The organism is Clostridium sp. AF32-7AC, from assembly GCF_003477925.1.
GTDB lineage: Bacteria > Bacillota > Clostridia > Lachnospirales > Lachnospiraceae > Otoolea > Otoolea fessa.
In genome coordinates this window covers 339,099-359,135 of sequence record NZ_QUEG01000001.1, presented here as the reverse complement: position 1 = coordinate 359,135, position 20,037 = coordinate 339,099, and the positions used below count along the sequence as shown (strand labels likewise).

At 48.5% G+C, this 20,037-nt stretch carries 16 protein-coding genes; 6 read left to right on the top strand and 10 right to left on the bottom strand.

All coding sequences use genetic code 11. The annotated features are described in order from the left end of the window. Positions 1-31 precede the first annotated feature (31 nt). The 3 genes from hprK to DWZ45_RS01750 all read right to left on the bottom strand — a co-directional run bounded on the left by hprK (position 32) and on the right by DWZ45_RS01750 (position 3,582). Positions 32-958 carry an HPr(Ser) kinase/phosphatase gene (gene hprK, locus DWZ45_RS01760; RefSeq protein WP_022359298.1) on the bottom strand — a complete coding sequence of 309 codons (927 nt, stop codon included), beginning with the start codon at positions 956-958 and terminating at the stop codon, positions 32-34. Between the two features lie 40 nt (positions 959-998). Then, positions 999-2,876 (bottom strand): excinuclease ABC subunit UvrC, encoded by a 1,878-nt coding sequence (uvrC, locus tag DWZ45_RS01755; RefSeq protein ID WP_118467289.1) that lies wholly within the window; start codon positions 2,874-2,876, stop codon positions 999-1,001. Positions 2,877-2,988: 112 nt separating this feature from the next. Further along, a complete protein-coding gene (locus DWZ45_RS01750; protein ID WP_022359296.1) occupies positions 2,989-3,582 on the bottom strand; it encodes a DUF1653 domain-containing protein in 594 nt (197 codons plus the stop codon). 674 nt (positions 3,583-4,256) lie between these two features. On the opposite strand from DWZ45_RS01750, the gene DWZ45_RS01740 reads away from it, so the two are divergent. Beyond that, entirely contained in the window at positions 4,257-5,735 is a 1,479-nt protein-coding gene (locus DWZ45_RS01740; protein ID WP_022359314.1) for a DUF1846 domain-containing protein, read from the top strand. A gap of 197 nt (positions 5,736-5,932) precedes the next feature. Here the strand turns inward: DWZ45_RS01740 and ftsH are convergent, their stop codons facing one another. Continuing rightward, positions 5,933-8,050, bottom strand: a complete 2,118-nt coding sequence (ftsH, locus tag DWZ45_RS01735) for an ATP-dependent zinc metalloprotease FtsH (RefSeq protein WP_118467287.1) — start codon at positions 8,048-8,050, stop codon at positions 5,933-5,935. Positions 8,051-8,608: 558 nt separating this feature from the next. On the opposite strand from ftsH, the gene DWZ45_RS01730 reads away from it, so the two are divergent. The 3 genes from DWZ45_RS01730 (at position 8,609) to DWZ45_RS01720 (ending at position 10,537) form a co-directional block, all read left to right on the top strand. Continuing rightward, complete coding sequence (locus DWZ45_RS01730) at positions 8,609-9,112, top strand: GNAT family N-acetyltransferase (RefSeq protein ID WP_107001054.1); 504 nt, start codon at positions 8,609-8,611, stop codon at positions 9,110-9,112. Positions 9,113-9,170: 58 nt separating this feature from the next. After that, positions 9,171-9,410: a hypothetical protein gene (locus tag DWZ45_RS01725; RefSeq protein WP_107001055.1), complete on the top strand. Its 240-nt coding sequence runs from the start codon at positions 9,171-9,173 to the stop codon at positions 9,408-9,410. Between the two features lie 563 nt (positions 9,411-9,973). Beyond that, positions 9,974-10,537, top strand: coding sequence for a DNA-deoxyinosine glycosylase (locus DWZ45_RS01720; RefSeq protein ID WP_118467285.1), 564 nt, complete (start codon positions 9,974-9,976; stop codon positions 10,535-10,537). Here DWZ45_RS01720 and DWZ45_RS01715 read toward each other — a convergent pair. After that, positions 10,534-10,680, bottom strand: coding sequence for a hypothetical protein (locus tag DWZ45_RS01715; RefSeq protein WP_243017769.1), 147 nt, complete (start codon positions 10,678-10,680; stop codon positions 10,534-10,536). The two genes, DWZ45_RS01720 and DWZ45_RS01715, sit on opposite strands and share 4 nt — an antisense overlap. Positions 10,681-10,823: 143 nt before the next feature. Here DWZ45_RS01715 and DWZ45_RS01710 point away from each other — a divergent pair, with 143 nt between their 5' ends. Both DWZ45_RS01710 and DWZ45_RS01700 read left to right on the top strand, forming a co-directional pair. Then, entirely contained in the window at positions 10,824-11,804 is a 981-nt protein-coding gene (locus DWZ45_RS01710; RefSeq protein ID WP_118467283.1) for a radical SAM protein, read from the top strand. 1,178 nt (positions 11,805-12,982) lie between these two features. Then, positions 12,983-13,927: a DUF5688 family protein gene (locus tag DWZ45_RS01700; RefSeq protein WP_118467279.1), complete on the top strand. Its 945-nt coding sequence runs from the start codon at positions 12,983-12,985 to the stop codon at positions 13,925-13,927. Here DWZ45_RS01700 and DWZ45_RS01695 read toward each other — a convergent pair. From DWZ45_RS01695 to bioA, 5 genes are all read right to left on the bottom strand, one after another. Then, a complete protein-coding gene (locus DWZ45_RS01695; protein WP_227589434.1) occupies positions 13,881-14,327 on the bottom strand; it encodes a threonine/serine exporter family protein in 447 nt (148 codons plus the stop codon). The genes DWZ45_RS01700 and DWZ45_RS01695 overlap by 47 nt on opposite strands. Further along, positions 14,324-15,094 (bottom strand): threonine/serine exporter family protein, encoded by a 771-nt coding sequence (locus DWZ45_RS01690; RefSeq protein WP_118467277.1) that lies wholly within the window; start codon positions 15,092-15,094, stop codon positions 14,324-14,326. The genes DWZ45_RS01695 and DWZ45_RS01690 overlap by 4 nt, the downstream gene beginning before the upstream one ends. Before the next feature lie 17 nt (positions 15,095-15,111). Further along, positions 15,112-17,103 (bottom strand): excinuclease ABC subunit UvrB, encoded by a 1,992-nt coding sequence (gene uvrB, locus DWZ45_RS01685; RefSeq protein WP_118467275.1) that lies wholly within the window; start codon positions 17,101-17,103, stop codon positions 15,112-15,114. A 284-nt stretch (positions 17,104-17,387) separates the two neighbouring features. Continuing rightward, positions 17,388-18,575, bottom strand: a complete 1,188-nt coding sequence (locus tag DWZ45_RS01680) for an MFS transporter (RefSeq protein WP_118467273.1) — start codon at positions 18,573-18,575, stop codon at positions 17,388-17,390. 257 nt (positions 18,576-18,832) lie between these two features. Continuing rightward, complete coding sequence (bioA, locus tag DWZ45_RS01675) at positions 18,833-20,035, bottom strand: adenosylmethionine--8-amino-7-oxononanoate transaminase (protein WP_118467272.1); 1,203 nt, start codon at positions 20,033-20,035, stop codon at positions 18,833-18,835. Between the last annotated feature and the right edge of the window lie 2 nt (positions 20,036-20,037).

Below are 20,037 nucleotides of genomic sequence, written 5' to 3'. Positions count from 1 at the left end.
TCACACGAATCAGACTGCGTGAAGCGTTCCATCAATCTCTTCTTGCCAGGTTCGCCTGTACCCGCTTGTACAGTTCTTTCGCCGCATTATATCCCATCTTCTTGGTACGATAGTTGACTGCCGCCGACTCTACGATGATTGCCAGGTTACGTCCCGGACGGATCGGGATTGAATGGCATACAATCTTGTTGCCAAGGAACTCGGTATACTGATCTTCCATGCCAAGGCGGTCATACTCCTTGTCCTTATCCCACTCCTCCAGCTTGATTACCATGTCAATCGACTGTGTATCCTTTACGCTCTCTACACCGAACAGCGTCTTGACATCGATAATGCCAATACCGCGAAGCTCGATGAAATGACGGGTAATATCCGGTGCCGAACCGATCAGGGTTTCATCGCTGACGCGGCGGATCTCGACCACATCATCGCTGACGAGACGGTGACCGCGCTTAATCAGTTCCAGCGCTGCCTCACTCTTGCCGATACCGCTCTCGCCCATAATCAGGACACCCTCGCCAAATACATCGACCAGTACGCCGTGAATGCTGATCATCGGCGCCATCTTGACGTTCAGCCAGCGGATGATCTCCGCCATCAGATCCGAAGTCGTCTTCTCCGATACCATGCACGGAACCCCATAATGGTTACACAGCTCCAGCACTTCCTCCTCCGGTGCCATGCCGCGGCTATATACCAGACATGGTATACCCGAAGACAGCAGTTTGTCAAACATTTCCCGGCGGCGCTGAGGAGTCAGGGTCGAGATGTACGCATTTTCCACATAACCGATGATCTGCACACGGTCCTTGTCAAAATGGTCGAAAAATCCAGTCAGCTGCAATGCCGGACGGTTCACATCCGCATGCACCAGCATAACATTGTCCGTCTCCAGCTCCGGCGTCATATTGCGAAGCCCCATCTTATCGATCAGTTCTGTTATCGTCACTCCACCCATACTTTTGTCTCCTTTTATTTTTACTATTGTCTACATCCTATCACATCTTCCCCTGCTTGTCATCACGGAAAAATATATAGACTGCCTCGGCAGCTGCCCGGTTCATCTGTGGCGCAGCTTCCAGCTCCTCCACGCTCGCCTCCCGGACTGCTTCGATCGTCTTGAACGTCCGCATCAGAGACTTACGGCGCGCTGGTCCGATGCCCTTGATATCATCCAGCACGGAGCGCACCTGCTCCTTGCCCCGGAGACTCCGGTGGTACTCGATCGCGAACCGGTGCGCCTCGTCCTGAATCCGGGTGATCAGCTGAAATCCTTCCGAATGGCGATCGATTGGAATTTCCACATTCTGATAATATAATCCCCTCGTCCGGTGGTTATCATCCTTTACCATGCCACAGACCGGGATTTCCAGCTGAAGCTCTCTTAATACCTCCAGCGCGATATTAACCTGTCCGCGTCCGCCATCCATCATCAGCAGATCTGGAAAACGCGTAAAACTTCCCATCGCCAGATCGCCGCCCTCGGCTTGCAGTTTCTTCGTCTCCTCCAGGCCATGGGAAAACCGCCGCAGCAGCACCTCGCGCATTGAAGCGTAATCGTTCGGTCCCTGCACCGTCCGGATGCGAAATTTGCGGTAATCATTGCGTTTCGGACGTCCATTTTCGTAGACAATCATCGAACCGACCGACTCAAAACCGCTGATATTGGAAATATCGTAGGCTTCTACCCGCTTGATTCCCGAAAGTCCGATCCACGATCCAATCTGGTTCATCGCCCCGATCGTCCGAAGTTCCTCGCGCTTGATCTTCTCCTTATCCTGGGAGAGCACCATCTTCGCATTCTTCTCCGCCAGCTCGACCAGCCGCTCTTTCTCGCCCATCTTTGGCACGACAAAGCGCACCTTCTGTCCCCGGCGCGCCGTCAGGAAGCTGGCGATAACCTCCGCGTCCTCTAACTCCTCCTGCACCCAGATCTCATGCGGCACAAACGGCGTTCCCGCGTAAAACTGTTTGACGAAGCTGTTTAAAATTTCTGCCTTGCTCTCCGAGCCGGTCAGATTCATATGGAAATGTTCCCGCCCAATAAGCTTGCCATCGCGCACGAAAAACACCTGCACAACCGCATCGCGCTCATCCTTCGCCATCGCGATAATATCCCGATCTTCCATGCTCTGGCTCGTAATCTTCTGCTTCTGCGCCACCTTTCTGACACTTTCAAGCAGATCCCGGTACTCAATCGCCTTCTCAAACTCCATCGTCTCGGACGCCGTCCTCATCTTTTCTTCCAGATATTTCATGACCGGCTCATACTGTCCATTTAAAAAACCGACCGCCTGCTTCACCGATTTCTGATAATCTGCCTGTGAAATATACCCCTGACATGGCGCGTCGCACTGGTGAATATGGTAATAAAGGCACGGACGGTCCTTTCCCATATCCTGCGGCAGCTTCCGGCTGCACGCCCGGATCCGGTATATCTTCCGAATCAGCTCGATTGTGTCTTTGACTGCTCCCGCGCTCGTAAAAGGACCAAAATACTTATTTTTATCCTTTTTCATCTGGCGTGAAAACAAGATCCGCGGGTACTCCTCCGAAGCCGTCACCTTGATGTACGGGTACGTCTTGTCATCCTTGAGCATCGTATTGTAGCGTGGGCGGTGCTCTTTGATCAGGTTGCACTCCAGCACCAGCGCTTCCAGCTCCGAATCCGTCACGATATACTCAAAACGTGCTATCTTCGAGACCATCTGCTTGATCTTCGCCGTCTTATCCCGGCTGCTCTGGAAATATTGACGGACTCGGTTTTTCAGGCTGATCGCCTTGCCGACATAGATGATCGCGTCCTTCGCATCGTGCATAATATAAACACCCGGCTGCCCCGGCAGTTTTTTCAGTTCTTCTTCTATTTGAAACATCTCAAACCATCCTGTTTTCTAATCTGCTGCCACCACGTTTTCTTACGGCACTTTCGGTTCCAAAAGTGCCTACCCGTGAACAGTTACCCAGACTCTTCTGCCAGACAGCCGCTCACTTTCCATACCGCAGGCGTGGTGCATCGTACCTCTGCTGCATCCGGATGCACTGACGGATCGCGTCCAGCTCTTCCTCCACGCTTCCACCGACCGGATTCATATCCAGACAGAAGCAGAGACTGTCGAGATCCCGCTTGTCCACCTTGCCGCTCATTCTCTGGAGCACTTCCAGCCTGCCCTCGGTCGTTTCCTGATCCAGAAATTCTGCCACAAGCGGATGCAGCTCCGGTTCCTCCTGCGGTATGTCCCAGGAATGAGTGGCTGCGTCAGACATTTTCGAACGGCGAACACCTTCATTTACGACATGAGTCGTTCTGGTTGTCCTTATTTCCTGCTGTTTCGAATTTTCCCACGGACCCGCCGCAATCCGCTCAAACCGGTATCTCTGCGCCGCCTCCGGATATTTTACCCGATCTACCTCTTCCATAAACATAGAAAGCGGTCTAACCCAGACGCCATATTCTCCATAGAGCGCCTGATAGACAACCATCTTTTCCCCCGTTTCCGAGTGGGTCGCCACCGCCAGAATCTGATATTCTTTATTTTTAAAATGCCGGTACCGCTCGCCCGGCTTTGGAATTTCCCGCATGAATGCTGATACCTCCTTAAAACATCTCGCTAAGTGTTCACATTATATCACGATTCGCCGTTCGCCTTAAATCTGCAAGCAGCTTTCTGGCTCACTTGCGCTCATTATATCATAAGAACGTATTCTCACCCGTCCACTCACGAACCCGCGCTATCGCGCTCCACCGCCCTGCTTCGCATGGCTGTTCGTTCGTTAATGGCGCAAGAAAAGAATATGTCTGCTTCGCAGCCGCATTCTTTTCTTCTGCGCTCATTATATCACATTTTGTATGCCCTTTTCTGTTTTTTATCAATTTACATCCAGATTTTCTTTCCTCCATCCCCATCGCCTGTACACAAAAATTTTCGCCAGAAAATATTACATTTCCGAAAACCAAATCCGTCATTTTTCCGATTTTAAAATTTTTTTATTTTTCCTCTACTCAAATAGACTTTTTTGTAGGATAATAGTACTAATTGTGATTCTTTGCGGTCTGCTGTGCTGCGTTCATTTCACACAAAGAGCATCGACATAAACAACTGCGAATGGCAGTCTATGCCGGACATGGACTGTGACCTGGCGGCGCAATCATCCATACAAACATATGATTTTCATCCCACCAGATGGAAACCGGCATCTGCCCCCACCGCGATACCGGTATTCTGTGCGGGACGAAACTAAGAACGGAGGATTAGATGAAAATCGGTTTTGACAACAACAAATACCTGAAAATGCAGTCGGAACATATCCGTGAGCGTATCAACCAGTTCGGTGATAAGCTCTACCTCGAATTTGGCGGAAAACTGTTCGATGACTACCACGCATCCCGGGTTCTTCCGGGCTTTGCACCTGACAGCAAGCTGCGGATGCTTCTGCAGTTAGCGGATCAGGCGGAGATCGTCATCGTCATCAGTGCTGCGGATATCGAGAAAAACAAAGTACGTTCCGACCTCGGCATTACTTACGACGTAGACGTACTCCGTCTGATTCAATCCTTTACCGACAAGGGACTCTATGTTGGAAGCGTTGTAATCACCCACTATTCCGGGCAGAACACTGCGGATGTCTTCAAACACAAGCTCGAATCCATGGGCATCAAGGTTTACCGCCACTACACCATCGACGGTTATCCGGGCAATGTTCCGCTGATCGTCAGCGATGAAGGTTATGGTAAAAATGATTACATTGAAACCAAACGTCCACTCGTTGTTGTCACCGCGCCGGGACCGGGAAGCGGAAAAATGGCAACCTGCCTTTCCCAGCTCTACCACGAGAACAAACGCGGCGTCAAGGCTGGATATGCCAAATTTGAGACCTTCCCGATCTGGAATATCCCGTTAAAGCACCCGGTCAACCTGGCATACGAGGCAGCGACCGCTGACTTAAACGATGTCAACATGATCGATCCGTTCCATCTGGAGGCTTATGGTGTAACAACGGTCAACTACAACCGTGACATCGAGATTTTCCCGGTTCTGAGCGCTATTTTCGAGGGAATCTACGGCGAGAACCCGTACAAATCCCCGACTGATATGGGCGTCAACATGGCAGGAAACTGCATCATTGACGACGAAGCCTGCTGCGAAGCATCCCGTCAGGAAATCCTGCGCCGCTACTATCAGGCATTAAACCGCGTTGTCAAAGAGGATGTCGGCAAAGAGGAAGTTTATAAGATCGAACTTCTGATGAAGCAGGCAAAACTGACCACCGATATGCGCAAGGTTGTTCCGGCTGCCCTGAAACGCGCCGAAGAAACCGGTGCTCCGGCTGCTGCCATCGAACTTCCGGACGGAACCATCGCTACCGGAAAGACAACCAACCTGCTCGGCGCTTCCGCTGCCCTGCTTCTAAATGCTGTCAAGGTACTTGGCAATATTCCGCACGATGAGCACCTGATCTCCCCGATCGCGATCGAGCCGATCCAGAAGCTGAAAGTCGAGTACCTCGGAAGCCGCAACCCACGTCTCCACACCGATGAAGTTCTGATCGCGCTGTCCATGTGCGCCGCTACCAACAAACACGCGCAGATCGCCCTGGAACAGCTTGAAAAGCTGCGTGGCTGCCAGGTTCACACTTCCGTCATGCTGTCGGAGGTTGATATCAAGACCTTCAAACGTCTCGGCATCGAACTGACCTCCGAGCCGGTATATGAGCATAACCGCCTGTACCAATAATTGAAATAATCCCATATAAAAAAGAATGTGCCGCGGAGCGCTTTTTTGTCATAGGACGAAGTTTCCTATGGCAAAATAAATAACGGCTGTATCTCAGCAATGTGTACTCATAGATTTTTCAATATATGAATTCACATTGCTGAAATACAGCCGTTCTATTTACTGTATAAATATTTCTTTTATGCTATACATCACTTTTATTTCCGGTCGAACGAGCTTCCACCGCGCATCTCATCCTCATTTGGACTCTCTGCTGCTACAGCTTCTGCCGATTCCGGTGCTTCATCCGCCAGTTTTGCTTCCAGATTCTGCTGGTTCTGTGGGTCTTCCGCGTTCGTTTCTTCCGCAGTCTTTATCGGCTGAACCTCATCGCCTGTCTTCGCAGCCTCCGGCATCTCAATCCGGCTCTCGCCTTCCTGTTTCTTTTCCTCCAGCTCCGGGATTCCCTTTACCTCATGGAAAATCTTCATGAACTCTTTACCGGTGATCGTCTCTTTCTCAATCAGGAACGCCGCAATCTTATCAAGCGCCTCGCGGTTTTCACTCAGCAGGCGTTTCGCCTCCTCATAAGAAACCTTCAAAATATGCATGACTTCCTTGTCAATCTCTGCCGCCGTCATATCACTGCAATTCAGGACAGTTCTCCCGTTCAGGTACTGATTTTCCTGGCTTTCCAGCCCCATCAGACCGAACTTCTTGGACATACCGTACTGGGTTACCATCGCACGCGCGATCCGGGTTGCTTTTTCAATATCATTTGACGCACCTGTCGTTACCGTATCAAAAACGATCTCCTCAGCCGCACGTCCGCCTAAAAATCCGACCAGCATCGCGCGGATTTCCTTCTCGGTATTTAAGTACTTCTCTTCCTCCGGCACCTGCATGACATAGCCAAGCGCCCCCATGGTACGCGGCACAATCGTGATCTTCTGTACCGGCTCCGAGTCCTTCTGCAGGGCGCTGACCAGCGCATGACCCACCTCATGATACGAAACAATCTGGCGCTCTTCCTGGCTCAAGATGCGGTCTTTCTTCTCTTTGCCGACCAGAACCAGCTCAACTGCCTCAAATAAATCCTTCTGGGAAACGGCTTTCCTGCCATTCTTAACGGCTGTGATCGCCGCCTCGTTCATCATATTGGCTAGATCCGCACCTACAGCGCCAGATGTCGCCAGCGCGATCTCCTCGAAATCAACCGTCTCATCCAGTTTTACATCCTTGGAATGTACCTTTAAAATCTGCACACGCCCCTTTAAATCCGGCTTATCCACGATAATCCGGCGGTCAAAACGTCCCGGACGAAGCAGCGCCGGATCCAGAATCTCCGGGCGGTTCGTCGCCGCCATGACTAAAAGACCCTTGGAGGAATCAAATCCATCCATCTCCGAAAGGAGCTGGTTTAACGTCTGCTCACGTTCATCGTTGCCGCCCAGACGGGAATCACGACTTTTACCGATCGCATCCACCTCATCGATGAAAATGATACACGGAGCCGACTGCTGCGCCTGCTTGAACAGGTCACGCACACGGGATGCGCCGACGCCGACAAACATTTCCACAAAATCTGAACCGGACAGAGAGAAAAACGGAACCTTCGCCTCTCCAGCTACTGCCTTGGCAAGAAGTGTTTTACCGGTTCCTGGCGGTCCGACTAACAACGCACCCTTCGGCAGTTTCGCACCAATCTTCGTATATTTTCCCGGGTTATGCAGGAAATCAACAATCTCCGTCAGAGACTCCTTCGCCTCATCCTCGCCTGCCACATCCTTGAACGTAACACCGGTCTCTTTCTGTACATATACTTTGGCATTGCTCTTGCCGACACCCATTATGCCGCCTCCGCCGCCCATGCGCTTCATCATCATATTGAAAATGACGAACATCGCTGCAATCGGAAGCACCCACTCAAGCAGAAGCATGATAATACTGCCTGTCGCGTCCACTTCTGCCTGTTCATAGGTCGTAACACCAGCTTCATCCAGCTTCTTCTCCAAATCCGGATCGTTGATCGGAATCGTGTAGTACTCCATTCCTACCAGATTTCCGTATTTGCCCTGGCTGCCGCCATATTTCTTCGAATCTTCCTTCGGCGTGATCTGAATCTTTCCATTGCCAATCACAACCGATTCTACCTCGTGATCCTTAAGCATCTGATTAAACTCGCTGTACGGCATCTTGTGCGTGCGGCTGCCCTGCCAGAGGTTGTGCATCATCGCCACGCAGAGAAGCGTAAACAGCATCGTCATGATCAGCACTGCATAATTCTGACCGCGGGGATTTTTTCCATTTTTATTCTGGTTTCCCTTATTATCCATACACTTTCTCCATTCTGTGTCACTGTACATCCGGAATCTGCCACATCAGGTTACTCAAAAGCTCCTCTAAATCTGCCGCATCTGCTTCTCATCCGGCTTCATGCCCGCTTTTCTTCCCCGTCAGCGCACAAATTTCTGCGTACTCTTATCCATTATAGTGGCAGATTGCCTATAAATCAAGAAGTGAAAATATTAAAAACTTGTGAACTCCTTATAAAATATAGGTGTTTTCTCTGCATATATGAAATGCCATCAAAATCATCCGCTGTGTAGCTCTTCCCGATACAGTTACCTCGTCACAGTTATTCGAAAAATTGCTTTTTCAAAAGTCCCTATTTACATTTGTGTGTCTGATGTATCAACAGTATAATGATACATTTCACGAATTGCGTATGCAATTAGAAAATCAAGTAGTCCAAATTCCATAAAATGAAATTTTAGGGCAAATTACAGACATTGGCTTGGCTGTAGTATTTTTAAACAACGTGTGTTAGACTACTGTTATACAAATCGGGATTGACCGAACTCTTTGAGAAAAATAGGAGGAAGCAGCTTTTTATGTTGTACTTAAAATCAGCTAATTTGGAAGATATTGAAAAGGAATACGAATTTATTACTAATACCCCTTCCAATGAAAATGGATTTACGAATTTTGCGTCTGGATGTTCAAGAAAGGAATTTGAAATAAAAATATTACCTGGTTATATTAATGCTGAAAAGGGAATTGATCTGGCTGATGGATGGGTTCCAGAAACGGATTTTTTCTTATGGGATGATGAGAAAATAGTAGGATTATTTCGCGTGCGTCATTACCTTACTCCTGCACTTGCAAACGGAGGAGGCCATATAGGATATGGAATAAAGAAAGAATTCAGAGGCAAGGGATACGCCTCGGAAGGGTTGAGATTGACAATCGAAAAAGCCTGGCACATTATTAAAGAAGACGAAATATATATGTCTGTTCATAGGGATAATATGGCATCTTTGCGTGTGCAGATTAAAAATGGGGCCTATATTCATCACCAAGATGAAAAAGAGTTTTATACCAGAATAAAACGATAAATTCCCGTTTATTGGGAAGTCACAGAGAACGAAAAATCGGAATTTGGAGGTGATTTAAATGGAAAACAAAATTGTAGGTGCTATTTTCTGTTTCATGTCAGCAGTTTTAATTTCTGCACGATATATTTCTGCTGCGATATTTATGAGTGGAGTAGCTTCGTGGAATGCCACTTTATTTGCAGCAGGTCTTGAATATGTAGGTCCTTTTTTAGCAATAGCGGCTGGTATTGCGTTTATTATTGGAATCCTGTTTCTGGGATATGGGCTGTATCAGGATATTAAAAAGATAAAGAAGTAGAACAATTCCAGTTTGTCAATTACAGGTGACATTGAAAGAGTCAGCCCATTCAAGGTGCCGGCTCTTTCAAAAATTCCATTCTAAATAAATTGCATGATAACTTAGAGTAAAAATGAATACCCATTAGCCGGAAATGAATAGAAAACGAATAAAAGTGTGGTGTTTCGTATAATTATGAGTTAGTATGCATCAGACACACTTTTGTAAAAAGGGAGTTTCAAAAAAACATTCTATCATTTTTGATCTATGATATAATGTGAACACTTGACGAGGTATTTTCGAGTCTAGTGAGAACATATGCCTGACCACTTAATGAGGTGTTTCACGAATTTAGTGGTCATGGTATAATGAGCCCAGAAGAAAAGAATGCGGCTGCGAAGCAGACATATTCTTTTCTTGCGCCATTACCGAACAAACAGCCATGCGAAGCAGGGCGGTAGCGCGCGATAGCGCGGGTTCGTGAGTATCATGTCCATGCACCAAATGAAGCCAGATCAAAGTCGAAAATTGATTTCGTATTTATTATAATTGACAACAATAATCCGCAAAAAGGAGGTTCCACCATGCCATCCCACATCATCCACCCAATCCCGCCTGTTTTTGACGCCGACTCCCGCATCCTGATCCTCGGTTCCTTTCCGTCGGTCAAATCCCGAGAAAGCTGTTTTTTCTACGGGCACCCACAGAATCGTTTCTGGAAGCTCTTAGCGCGCCTGCGAAAGGAAGACGTTCCATCCTCCATCGAGGAAAAGAAGGAATTTCTGCTGCGGAACCACATCGCCGTCTGGGACACCATCCATAGCTGTTCCATCGAAGGATCCAGCGACAGTTCCATCCGCGATGTTGTTCCAAACGACCTCGCCTCTATCCTGGATCACGCTTCCATCCAGGCGATTTACACAAACGGCGGGCTGTCCGGAAAAATGTACGACCGCTTCTGCCGTAAACAGACTGGCATTGAGGCAATCAAACTGCCGTCCACCAGCCCTGCCAACGCTGCCTGGAACCTCGACCGGCTGACAGATGCCTGGAAATGTATCAACCAGATCCTGGGGAAACCCGGATCTGAAACAAAAAACACTGCTTCCGATGGCAACGCACGCGAGGCAAAAACACGCATCATCTAAACAAACACCATCTGCACCAGAATCATATAAAATACAGTCCCTGCCGGCCAATGGCGCTTCTGTCCGATCCACTGTTCCGTAAAAATCATTACAAACAGTGCCGTCAGTGCAAAGTCCAGCCCTTTCGTATTAAATGTAATCACATTTGACACTGCTTATCTTTCTTAGTAGAATAAATACATTATAACGATCGATTTTTCAGATTCAACACAGATTTGAACTATGTAAAAAAACTTTGAAGGAATTACCTTTACAAAAAATCTTATAAAAAAAGGAAGCAAAACCTATGAACACATATATTCCCCTCCCTAATTCAAGTGCCGGCTCGCCTGTCCAGTTCTCTGAACCAGCCGCCTATTCCTACGAAAGCTGCCATTGCTGTCCGCGAAATTGTCAGATCAACCGCACAAAAAAGCAGGGCTGGTGTCACAGCCCTGCCGGTATCCGGGCGGCACGCGCGGCGCTTCATCCGTGGGAGGAACCGTGTATCAGCGGTCTTCACGGAAGCGGTACCATCTTTTTTTCCAGCTGCACGCTGCGCTGCTGTTTCTGCCAGAACTACCAGATCAGCAGCGAAGGCTTTGGAAAAGATATTTCCGAAACGCGTCTGGAGGAAATTTTTCTGGAACTGCAGGCACAGGGCGCGCACAATATCAATCTGGTGACGCCGACGCAGTACCTTCCGTCGCTACTGCCCGTCTTAAAACGGGTCAAACCGCAGCTTTCCATCCCTATCGTCTACAACTGCGGCGGTTATGAGACACTGGAGGCGGTTGACGCGCTGGCTCCCTATATCGATATCTGGCTGCCGGATTTAAAATATTACTCTTCTGAGCTGTCCGCCCGCTACTCCGCCGCCCCGGACTATTTTCCGGTCGCCTCCGCAGCAGTCAAACGGATGATCGCGCACACCGGTCCGCTGGTATTGGAAGATTTCTCTGAAAATGGTCAGACCTGCCAGCTCATGAAGCGCGGCGTGATCCTGCGACATATGGTTCTTCCGAAACACAAAGACGATTCCATCCGCCTGCTCCACTGGATTCACGACAACCTCCCGGAGGGGCATTTTCTGGTAAGCCTTATGAGCCAGTACACCCCCTTCTACCAGAGCAGCAAATATCCGGAAATCAACCGCCGCATCACAAGCTACGAATACCAGAAAGTCGTCGATGCTGCGATTGAGCTGGGGCTCACGCACGGCTTTATGCAGGAAAAAAGCAGCGCGAAAGAAGAATACACGCCGCCGTTTGAGTTACAGGGGATTTGATCTTTATATAAGAAAAGATCCTTCTTGATGCCTTTCCATGAACCAGAAAAAGGGTATCGATAAATTGACATTTTATCGATACCCTTTAAACTATCTCGTCCATTGGATGATACCTCTTTCTTTGAACTTTTCCTTTATTCAATTTTGATTCCTTTTTCAACAATTTCTGAATCGTTCAATCTTATTTTTTTCTTTTTTCACTTATCTATCTCTCTTTTAAAAAACGCTTCTTTTTAATGATACTTTCTCGTCATATCACTAAACCGAATCCTGTTTCTAAATATGTATGATAGATGATTGACTGATTTTTACTTGTTGATTTTGGTTTTCCTTTGTTCAATTTTTTTATTAAAAAATTGAACCAGTTTTATGTTTTCGGTGGAATCAGCTCCCTTCTTTTTTTGTTTTATTTCTTGTTTCTTTTGATGGTTTTATTCTAATACATATGTCGCATTTTGTCAATACTAATTTTGTATTTTCTTGTTATTTTTCAGTTTTATTTTCATCATGAATGCCAGCTATTAGTTTTCGTCTCGTAGTCGCGCCATCTTATCTCTTTATTTATCATCGTTCACACATTATGAGCGTCATGCAAACTGTTACTGGGAACGTATGCGTGAACAGCAACAAATCCGCAGTTACTGTACACGCATACGTGTCCAGTAACGGAATTTGCCGTGGCTTCGCATTTAAATACGGCAAATTCCTGCTGCCACCACGTTTTCTTACGGCACTTTCGGTTCCAAAAGTGCCTACCCGTGTACAGTAACAATCCGCAACCAGAACTTCACTTTTTTCCCTGTTATTTTTCTTGCCAATCTTCCCATTTTCCAGTATAATCATGATATCGGTGCATTTGGCACCTGCTTCTTTATATGCAGGCAATTTTTTCACATCTTACTGGTTCCTGCGATTCTCATGTTCAGTTTTTTCGATGATTTCCATGACTATTTTCATACTTACGCACTCAAAAGGTAAACGCTAAAACTCTGAACTTTTTATTTATTTTTTAATCACTAAGCAATCTTTCTTCACATCTCAAACTTCATGACTGCTTCTTGATTTGATTCCTTAAAACTTATTCACACGGGGAAACTGTTTCTCATTTTGCTGAAATTCATAACCTACATGAGCAAGCGGGCATCCCCTATCTGCAATTTTATTTCAGGAGGTACTCTATGGTCTATGAAACTTTTTTGAAAACAATCCAGTCGATGGTGCAGACGCGCCTCAACAAAAAAGCCAACGTCTCCCTGCGGCGTGTTCTGAAAAATAATGGACTGATGCTCGACGGGCTGAGCTTTACGAAACCCGGCTCACGGTTATCACCGACTGTCTATCTGAACGCCTACTATAATGAAGCGGAGGAAGGGATGCCGCTCTCCATTATTACCGATCAGATCCTGATGGTGTATGAGACAAATCCAGGATTTTCGGAGGATATCTGCGAGGAACTGCGTGATTTTGATGCCGTACGCGGCCGGATTGCCTACAAATTGATCCACGCCGCTAAAAATAAGGTGCTTCTCTCCCACGTCCCGCATATTCCGTATCTCGATCTGGCGATCGTTTTCTATCTGATCCTCACTGACAATGAGGAGGGGCAGATGACGACCCTGGTACACAGCGACCATCTTGCCCTGTGGGATATTTCTCTGGAAGAGCTCGGCATACTGGCGGAAGAAAATACACCTCGCATACTGCCGTACCACATCAGCTCCATCGAATCCACCCTCAATCAGCTCGAAATGGAGGACATCGTTGAAACGGAAGCTCTTCCATCGGTCGCTCTCTACGTTCTGACAAATTCGCACGGCATCAACGGCGCTGCCTGCATGCTCTATCCCCGCGTCTTAAAAGAGTTTGCCGAAAGCCTGGGCGAAGATCTGATTATCCTTCCATCCAGCATCCATGAAGTGCTTCTCACTCCCAGCAGCGTCTCCCTTCCGCCGGAAGAACTCAATGAAATGGTTCAGGCGATCAATCAGTCGGATGTGCCCGCTGAAGACCGCCTGTCAGATCATATTTATTATTTTAGCAGGATTCAGGGCTGTCTCTACCTGCCGCCCAGTTCCACTACGACGCTTTATTCCGGAGCAGACGGAACAGTGAATCCACAATAAAGATGGCAACCGCCATCGCCCCCGCTATCTGGATCGTCTGGATCAGATAAAAATTGTACCATTTTGTCTGTCCCTGTATCAGAAAATAGACGCTCCGGTAGATCGATGCGCCCGGCACCGTCGGCAGGATTCCTGCCACCAGAAAGATCGTGACGGGCGCTTTTAACACGCGTGCAAATACCTGGCTCAGCAGAGCCGCTGCCAGACTGGAAAAAAATGCCGCCGCCACCTGCGAGGTTCCCACCTGCATCGATACCAGGTACGCCAGCCATCCGGCACCTCCGGTAATGCCCGCATAAACCAGATATTTCCGCGGCATATCGACCAGCAGGGAAAAACCAAAAACCGCCAGAAATGCCCCCACGCTCTGGATCATCAATTCTCTTATCATCTCTGTCATACCGATCCTCCCGCCAGCCGGACTGCCACGATCGCCAGACCGACGCCCGACGCAACCGCCAGCGCCACCACGACTGCCTCCGCCATCCGCGCGACTCCCGAACTGTAATCTCCATTCAGCGTATCGCGGATTGCTGCCGTAAATGTGACCCCCGGCACCAGCGGCATGATTGCGCTGATAATCACTACATCCAGGCTCATTCCCAGAAATGCCCCACGGCGCAGCAGATACGCTACAACCGCCAGCGCAAACGAGCCAAGTGCATTTTGACAGAAATCATTCAGCATAAGGTTGGACGCCGCCCGCAGGACAAACGCAAGAACAACTCCCACGACAGCCGCCACCAGGCATTCGCCCGGACCGCCTCCAAACATCACCGCAAAAAATCCCGTCGTTGCCGCATAGCCAATGCATTTCTTCCAGAATCCATATAATGTCGTATTAGCAATCCGATCCAGTCGTTCCTGCGCCTCCCCGACGGACAATTTTCCGCTGCAAAATTCCCTTGAAACATTGTTTACCTGATAGATGCGGTTCAAATTCGTTGCCCGGTTTTCCACCCGTTTTACCAAGGTAAGCGGCGGAAGTGATGCATCCGCAATCGTCGCCACGATCCCCGTCGTCACGACAAACACATCTGCCCGTGCAATCCCTGAATGCTTTAAAATACGGTGAATCGTGTCCTCCACACGGTAGACCTCCGCTCCGCTCGCCAGCATGATCTCCCCCGCCCGGACCGCCATCTCCATCAGCGCGCCATATTCCATACCAATCACCCTCTGATTTACGAATTTTCCAAATCCAGCAACATTTTCTTGACCTCTACCATACGGTCACGCAGCACGACCGCTTCCTCGAAATTCAGCTCGGCTGCCGCCTGATTCATCTTCTTCGTCAGTTCCTTTACGAGTTTTTCTAATTCTTGGCGATCCATCGATTCCAGATCCTTTGTTACCTTATTCGTAACTGGTTCGGCTGCCTGCGAGATCGTGATCAGATCCCGGACAGCTTTCTTGATCGTCGTCGGCGTAATGTGATGTTCCTCATTGTACGCCTGCTGAATCGCGCGTCTCCGCTCCGTCTCCTCGATCGCCGCCCGCATCGAATCCGTGATCGAATCTGCATACATGATAACATGCCCCTCGGAATTTCGCGCTGCTCGGCCAATCGTCTGAATCAGGGACGTTTCCGAACGCAGGAATCCCTCTTTATCCGCATCCAGAATCGCCACCAGCGCAATCTCCGGGATATCCAGACCCTCACGAAGCAGATTGATGCCGACCAGCACATCGAAGACATTCAGACGCATATCCCGGATAATCTGGGCGCGTTCCAACGTGTCAATATCCGAATGCAGATATTTGACGCGGATTCCCGCATCGCGCATATAGTCGGTCAGGTCTTCTGCCATCCGCTTTGTCAGCGTCGTAACAAGCACCTTAAACCCTCGATCCACCTCCCGGTTGACCTCCGAAATCAGATCGTCGATCTGTCCCTCGACCGGTCTCACCTCAATCGGCGGATCAAGAAGTCCCGTTGGACGGATCACCTGCTCTGCCCGCAGAAGCTCATGATCTGCCTCATACTCGCCCGGTGTTGCTGAAACGCAGAGAATCTGATCCAGTTTGCTCTCAAATTCTTCAAAATTTAACGGTCGGTTATCCAGCGCCGATGGCAGGCGGAAGCCATATTCCACCAGCGTTTTCTTGCGCGACTGGTCGCCCGCGTACATACCGCGCACCTGCGGCAGCGTGATGTGCGACTCGTCCACAATCACCAGAAATTCATCCGGGAAATAATCCATCAGCGTACACGGCGGTTCTCCCGGTTTCGAACCAATCAGATGACGCGAATAATTCTCGATACCGGAACAGAAGCCTGTTTCCCGCATCATTTCCACATCAAAATTCGTCCGCTCCGCGATTCTCTGTGCCTCCAGAAGCTTATCCTCACTCTTAAAGTAAGCGACCTGCTCCTTCATTTCCTCTAAAATATTGTTTGCCGCAATCTCCATCCGCTCTTTCGGGATGACATAATGCGATGCCGGGAAAATCGCGATATGTCCTAACTGCGCCTTGATCTCGCCCGTCAGCGTGTCAATCTCTGTGATCCGGTCTACCTCATCCCCGAAAAACTCAATCCGGTACGCATCGCCGCCCGAATACGCCGGGTATACCTCCAGCACATCGCCGCGCACCCGGAACGAACCTCGCTTGAAATCCATGTCATTCCGGCTGTACTGAATGTCGATCAGCTTGTGAATGACCTCGTCGCGGTCCTTCTCCATGCCCGGACGCAGGGAAATAACCATGTTTTTGTAATCGATCGGGCTTCCCAGACCATAGATACAGGAAACCGATGCCACAATAATCACATCCTGCCGCTCCGACAGCGCCGCCGTCGCTGAATGCCGCAGCTTATCGATCTCGTCGTTGATGGAGGAATCCTTCTCGATGTATGTGTCCGTGGACGGGACGTAAGCCTCCGGCTGGTAGTAGTCATAGTAGCTGACAAAGTATTCCACCGCATTATTGGGAAAAAATTCCTTCATTTCCGAATAAAGCTGGGCTGCCAGCGTCTTATTATGTGCAATAATTAACGTCGGCTTATTCAGCTTCTGAATCACATTTGCCATCGTAAACGTCTTGCCAGAGCCCGTTACACCCAGTAATGTCTGGAACTGATTTCCTTCCTTGAAGCCCTCCACCAGCTTTTCAATCGCCTGCGGCTGGTCGCCGGTCGGGCTGTATTCTGATACCAACTCAAAATGATCCATTGCTTTCTCCTGATTTGATATAATTCACAAATAAAGAATGTGCCTTTTTGTGTAATAGGGGATTCCAAGGAATTTCCTAGTACACAAAAAATCCCATTAAGTATTTCTATTATACCAAATCCACTCATGAATGTATACATAAAAGCAGAACAAATCAGTACAAACGTTCGATTTCAGATAACTGTTCACAGGTAGGAATTTTCTGAATTTTCTAAACTGAAGATTCCGTACGATACAGTTCTGGTTGCAGATTTTGCCGTCATTCCTATTATTGGTTTACTGTATTATTTCTTTCTTCCCGTGACTACTATCAGAACGATTCCTAATACTCCCATCATCCCCGCATACCCCACAAACGGCACGCTCACGCCCTCACTGAATCTTCCCATCCATTTCAGCACAAACGGCGAACACGCCGCTCCCAGATTGCAGCCGACCAGCACGATTGATGTGGCTGTATTGATAGAAGACTGCGGAATCTGCTCGGAAATCTGGTGGAAGGAATAGGTAACCAGAACGGTATAGAAAAATCCAACGATACTAATGCCAATTCCAATCAGCGGCAGATTGCCCGCATATGCGGTCAGAAGCATCCCCGCTCCAAGCATCAGGCATCCAACCCCCGGCAATTTTTCCTTCCACCACATCGTCAGTTTTCCAAAATAAACACCGGCAGCTATTCCCATCAGCATCATGAGCGTGAGAATGATGCTGGCTTCCGACTCCGTTCCAAGTTTCTTCTCCAAAATCAGCATCGGGACACGCAGGGAATTGGAACAGTAGATGCAGATGACAAATCCCGCAAACAGTGCATAAGCAATGGGCAGGACTTCTTTTTTCCAGCATTCTCTTTTTCCATCTGCCTCCGCTTCCAGACTTTCTTTCTCTGCCCCTGCACTCTGTGAGCCCGCACTCTGTCCCATCTCCATATTCCCCGGAACCCATACAAGATACAGAAGTACAATCACAAATCCGAGCGCATACACCCAAAATGCCAGATTCCACCGGATCAACACCAATTTTCCAGCAACCAGCGTCATAACCGCGCTTCCCAGCACCTCCGCCGATCCGCGGTATCCGAGCAGCGCCGCTTTTTCCCTGCCTTCATAATATTCACTGAAAATGCTGATTGCTTTCGCATTAATGAGCCCAATCCCGATCCCCAGGAAAATCCTGGACGCGAACATCACCGGATATTCCTGTACAAACACCGGTACCATGCCGCTGACCGATAAAAGAAGCAGACCGCCCACAATCATTGGACGGTCTTTCATATAACGCGACAGCCATGCATTCAGCACGATCATGACAGTGATCGCAAACGACGGTGCTGAGATCAACATCTCCACCTGTGCGGTTGTATATTCACTGAAATGCTGCAGCAGCGATGGCAGCACGATCGAAACAGAATACGCCGATGTCAGTATCAATGACAGCGATAGCAGCGCTATTTTCTTCATTTGTTCTTTCATATTGGTTTCTCCCCGAATGTTAGTTTTATACTAGAATTTTGATTGCTTCTGTCCTATCCATTCACAATCGCAGGCAACACAATCCATGTATCGTTTCTTAAAACAATACTCCATATCTTCTATCATAAATGAAATTCATTCAGAAAGAAATACTTAAATTATTTTTTATTCTAAGATAGATGTCTGTTACTGTTCACGCATACGGGATTTTCAGTTCAGAAAATTCCCACCTGTGAGCAGTTACGTTTCTTCGTTACCTATCCCCGCGCAAACCAGTCCTTCATGCACTGAAGCACCTGCACCAGCTCTTCTTCCTTGATAATATACGGAACCATCGCGTACAGATAATTTAAGAACGGACGGCTGAACACGCCGCGTTTGTACGCATATTCCTGATATCCTTTCAGGACTGCCGGATCATATACCTCGACGCAGACGCATCCGCCCATCATGCGGACCTCCTTGATTCTCGGATCGGTAAATCCCTCCATCTCCCGGCGGGTGATGGCTTCGATCTTCTGAATCTTTTCCATGTAGTTCTGCGTTTCAAACAGCTCGATCGAGGCAAGCGCTGCACTGCACGCGAGGGCATTCCCCATGAAGGTCGGTCCGTGCATCAGCGCATGTTCCGGGTTATCATCGAAAAATCCATCAAATACCTTTTTATTTGCCACAGTCGCCGCATGACCAATGTAACCGCCGGTCAATGCCTTTCCGAGAACCAGAATATCCGGTAGCACCCGATCTGCCACAAAGCGGTTTCCGGTTCTGCCAAATCCGGTTGCCACCTCATCAAAAACCAACAGCACGCCGTACTTATCACAGAGTTCCCTTGCCTTCTCCAAAAATGAAATGTCGTACATCCGCATTCCGCCAGCACCCTGTAAAAGCGGTTCCACCAGCACGCAGTTCAACTTGTCATGATACTGTTCAAATGCTTTCTCCAGCGCCGGGATCTCCGTCGGAATGTGAACCACATACGGGCTTGCACCATAGGCTTTCAGCACAAAATGGTAGTCCTCATCATCGCCTGCCTCCATCGTCTTAAAGGTATCGCCGTGGTACGCGTGTTCCAGCGCCAGAATCATCGTCCGCTTCTCATCGCCGCGGTTCATATAATACTGCAGCGCCATTTTCAGCGCTACCTCAACCGCCACGCTGCCGGAATCTGAAAAAAAGCAGTAGTCCAGATCGCCCGGCAGCCAGGATGCCAATTTTTCTGAAAGCCTGCGCGCCGGCTCATGCGTCAGCCCGCCCAGCATCACATGAGAAAATTTTTCCACCTGTGAAATAATTGCCTGATTGATCACCGGATGTTTATATCCATGAATCACGCTCCACCAGGATGAAACCGAATCAATCAGCTTCTGATCCTTCGTGTAAAGATATACCCCGTTCGCATCCACGATCTCATAAGGTGCTTTCATTGTTTTTAACTGTTCATATGGATACCAGATCATTT